Annotated in this window: 4 protein-coding genes; 2 read left to right on the forward strand and 2 right to left on the reverse strand. The window is 66.3% G+C overall.

What is annotated here, in order from left to right:
- Together JNK68_07250 and JNK68_07255 are read right to left on the reverse strand one after the other, a co-directional pair.
- The coding region (locus JNK68_07250) for a cysteine-rich CWC family protein (protein ID MBL8540153.1) at positions 1-173 on the reverse strand (173 nt) is incomplete at its 3' end.
- A 327-nt stretch (positions 174-500) separates the two neighbouring features.
- Positions 501-842 carry a hypothetical protein gene (locus tag JNK68_07255; GenBank protein ID MBL8540154.1) on the reverse strand — a complete coding sequence of 114 codons (342 nt, stop codon included), beginning with the start codon at positions 840-842 and terminating at the stop codon, positions 501-503.
- Between the two features lie 634 nt (positions 843-1,476).
- Between JNK68_07255 and JNK68_07260 the strand changes: the two genes are divergently transcribed.
- Both JNK68_07260 and JNK68_07265 read left to right on the forward strand, forming a co-directional pair.
- Positions 1,477-3,768, forward strand: a complete 2,292-nt coding sequence (locus JNK68_07260) for a DNA translocase FtsK 4TM domain-containing protein (GenBank protein MBL8540155.1) — start codon at positions 1,477-1,479, stop codon at positions 3,766-3,768.
- A 67-nt stretch (positions 3,769-3,835) separates the two neighbouring features.
- The coding region (locus tag JNK68_07265; protein MBL8540156.1) for a DUF4124 domain-containing protein at positions 3,836-4,118 on the forward strand (283 nt) is incomplete at its 3' end.

A 4,118-nucleotide genomic window follows, 5' to 3' on the forward strand; every position in this document is an offset into this window, starting at 1 on the left:
CGCCGGCAGAGACACGCCCGATTGCGCAGCGCGTCCGGTACGCGGGCAAGCGTCGCGGCATCGATCACGATGTCGCGACACCAGCACGGCGTGTCGGTGCTGCCGGTGCGGGAGACGGCGCAGTCGTTCTCTCCGCCGCACAACGGGCAGCGGGGCGCAGACCAAGCGTGCAGCAGTTCCGGCGAAGGCGGGTGGTCGGACTCCACGAAATAGACCTGCTTGTGTCCGCGTGCCTCGTAACGTCGCGCTTCCGCCTCAGCGTCCACGCGCGTCGAGAAACTCGCCACGACGAAGCGATTGCCGTTGTCGTCGATGCGAAGCACGCTCCACACTCGCGGCGCGGATCCTGCGTCGTCTGGGGGATTTCGGCTCACAGCCTGTTCCAAAAGCGGGTCGATCACGTCGCAATTCTGCCAAAATCGTGACAGATCGGGGTACTCCCGACGCACCGCTCGCGGCGGCGAGACACCCGCCGTCGCGCGAGACGTGCAGCCGTGACATCAGGTCGGTGTCGGGTCCTGCGGGAGTGGCGCGGGCGCTTCGGACGGCGTCGACGGCTTCCTGAAGCGTGAGCGGAAGACGAAGTAGATGATCCAGGCGGCGATCCAGGTGGCAATGTAGACGCCGCCGGATCCGAACATCAGGAACTCAACCTGGGACTCGCGCGAAGCGAGGAGGACCCACACGAGCAGCAGCATCTGGCCGAGCAGCCACGGCAGGAGCGAATAGAACACCCAGCGTGCCTTGACCCAGCCGCGCACCCGGCTCGTGAACAGGAGCAGGATGGCGGGTCCGAACACCATCACGAGTTGCAGGTAACTGCCGATGACGTATCCCAGCATGTGCTCCGGCCCGATGCGGTTTGATTCGAGTACGGGTGGGCGGACTTTCGTCGCCCATGGTCGGGCGTCTGGCGCCGGAATGTGCCGGAAGAAAGGATCGTGCCCAGCTGGCGTGGGGATGGAAGTCCAAGGCCGAGAGGAGCGCCAGCATGCCGCTCGAAGCGGGATCGGCGATGCTTGCTGCGAGGTGCCGTTCCCCCGCCGCGCCGCGCAGCCAGGCCGCGACATCGCCCGCCGGCACCCGCTCCCATGGTGCTCTCGCATTCGCCGAAGCCGGCACCGCCGAACTGCGCGCCTGATCGGCGAAGGGGGGCGGTCGACAGCATCGTGGTCTCCAGGCGCACCGTTTACCTTAAGCTTACGGCTGACGGATACCGTGACCTCCAAGACCTCAGGCCGAGATCGCGCAGGCGTTGCTGTGGCGATCTCCGGCGATCGGTCCGCGCGCTGCTGCCTCGCACGGGCGCGCAGCACAGGGCTCCTTCCGCCTTCCACCCGTCCAATGTGCGCGTTGATCCGCCAACGGTTGAAAGGCATGGGAAACGGCGGTAGACAGCGGCGGTATCGGATTAGTTTGAACTTCTGGTGATGGCTATAATTTGCGTTTCAACCCTCTGATGGATCGACACTCTTGATGGCCAGATCGCGCGCCGAGACTGCCCCGCCGAGTGCGTCCCCGCCGAGAATCGCCGGACTCATCCGCGAGTCGTGGTGGCTTCTTCTGGTGGGCGCCTCCATCTATTTGCTGCTGGTGCTCGTCACCTATCACAAGGGGGATCCGGCGTGGTCGGTGAGCGCGACCTCCGACGTGGTGCGCAACGCCGGCGGGCGCCTGGGTGCATGGCTGTCCGACATCCTGCTCTATCTCTTCGGCATTTCGGCGTACTGGTTCGTGCTGTTCCTGCTGAACGCGGTGCGCTGGGGCTACGGGCGGCTCGAATCCGCGTCGTTCATCGATCGTCGCTCGGTAGCCGTCGCCGGGGTCGGCTTCGTGCTGCTCGTCTGCGCGAGCGCGGCGATCGAGCATCTGCGCCTGCACAGCCTGACGACACCGCTGCCGCTGGCACCCGGCGGCATCATCGGCACGCTTCTCGGCGACTGGCTGCGGAAGGGATTCGGCTTCATCGGCTCGACGCTCTTCCTGCTGATGCTGGCATTGATCGGCTTCTCGCTCTTTACCGGCCTGTCCTGGGTGCGCTTCATGGAGCGCCTCGGCGGCTGGATGGAGGAAGGCTACGCGTGGGCGAGCACGACTTACCGCGCCTGGCAGGATCGCCGTGCCGGCACCGTGGCGGTGGTCCGGCGCGAGGAGGTGGTCGAGGTCGTCAAGAAGAAGATCGTCGAGGAGCACGAGCCGCTGCGCATCGAGCCGCCGGTAGTCGAGATCCCGCGTTCGGAGCGGGTGGAGCGCGAGCGTCAGGTGCCGCTCTTCGAAGACCTGCCGGATTCGCCGCTGCCTCCCATTGCGCTGCTCGATGCAGCGGCGAAGGAAGTGGAGATGCTGTCGCCGGAGACGCTGGAATTTACCTCGCGGCTGATCGAAAAGAAGCTGCTCGACTTCGGCGTAGAGGTGCAGGTGCAGGCGGCGTATCCCGGCCCGGTGATCACGCGCTACGAGATCGAGCCCGCGGTCGGCGTGAAGGGCAGCCAGATCGTGAACCTGGTGAAGGACCTCGCACGCGCATTGTCGGTGGTGAGCATCCGCGTGGTAGAGACGATCCCCGGCAAGAGTTGCATGGGGCTCGAGATTCCGAATCCAAAGCGGCAGATCGTTCGCCTGTCCGAGATCGTCAGCTCCGAGGTCTACGCCGATGCGCCGTCGCCGCTCACGATCGCGCTCGGCAAGGACATCTCCGGCAAGCCGGTGGTGGCCGACCTCGCCAAGATGCCGCACGTGCTGGTCGCCGGCACCACCGGCTCCGGCAAGTCGGTGGCGATCAACGCCATGATCCTGTCGCTGCTGTACAAGGCGCCGCCCGCGCGCGTGCGGTTGATCCTGGTCGACCCGAAGATGCTCGAGCTCTCGGTGTACGAGGGCATCCCGCAGCTGCTGGCGCCAGTGGTCACCGACATGAAGCAGGCCGCCAACGCGCTGTCGTGGTGCGTTGCCGAGATGGAGCGGCGCTACAAGCTCATGTCGGCGCTCGGCGTGCGCAACCTGGGGGGCTACAACCAGAAGATCCGGGAGGCGGAAAAGAACAAGCAGCCGCTCACCAACCCGTTCACCATCACGCCGGATGCGCCCGAGCCGCTTGCCGAGATGCCGGTCATCGTCGTCGTGATCGACGAACTGGCCGATCTCATGATGGTGGTCGGCAAGAAGGTGGAGGAACTGATCGCCCGCCTCGCACAGAAGGCGCGCGCCGCCGGCGTGCATCTTGTCCTGGCGACGCAGCGGCCGTCGGTGGACGTCATCACCGGCCTCATCAAGGCGAACATTCCCACCCGCGTCGCCTTTCAGGTCTCCGCCAAGGTCGACTCGCGCACGATTCTCGACCAGATGGGCGCGGAAACGCTGCTCGGCCAGGGCGACATGCTCTATCTCGCGCCGGGCACCGGCATCCCGCAACGCGTGCACGGGGCCTTCGTCGCCGATCAGGAAGTGCACCGCGTGGTCGAGCACCTCAAGCAGGCCGGTGAGCCGCAGTACGTGGACGGTGTGCTCGACGGTCCCGAAGCCGAAGGCGATGGGGAAGGGGAAGGCGATGCGCTCGACGCCGAGGCCGATCCGCTTTACGATCAGGCGGTCGCGATCGTCCTCAAGACGCGGCGACCGTCGATTTCCCTGGTGCAACGTCATCTGCGCATCGGCTATAACCGGGCGGCGCGCCTGATCGAGCAGATGGAGCGCGCGGGCATGGTGTCGGCGATGGGAGCGAGCGGCAACCGCGAGGTGCTGGTGCCGGCGTCGGCCGACAGCCGTTGAAGCGGCGCGGGAATCGCCCGCCGCAAGTGCGGTCGAAGCACGAGTCCCGAAGCCATCGAGTGTCGCCATGCTGACCCGTCTTGCCGTTGCGTTCGGCCTCTGTTGCGCCGTCGCCTGCCCTGCGATCTCCTACGCCCAGCAGGTGTACAAGTGGGTGGACGAGAAGGGCGTGACGCACTATGGCGAGAAGCCACCCGGCGGCCGGCCGGCCCAGACCATCGACGCCACCCCGAGCGGCTATGTCCGCGATCCGGAGGAAGCCCCGGAATGCCACACGATTCGTTGCCAGTACGATCGCCTGCGGCAGCAGCGGATGCAGGACGAAGCACAGCAGCACGCGGAGGATCGCG

The sequence above is a fragment of the Betaproteobacteria bacterium genome, assembly GCA_016791345.1.
Lineage (GTDB): Bacteria > Pseudomonadota > Gammaproteobacteria > Burkholderiales > JAEUMW01 > JAEUMW01.

What these genes read in the sequence shown, in the direction of transcription:
- JNK68_07260 (MBL8540155.1), top strand. Translation starts at nt 1,477, where the DNA reads ATGGCCAGATCGCGCGCCGAGACTGCCCCGCCGAGTGCGTCCCCGCCG.
- JNK68_07255 (MBL8540154.1), bottom strand. Translation starts at nt 842, where the DNA reads ATGCTGGGATACGTCATCGGCAGTTACCTGCAACTCGTGATGGTGTTC.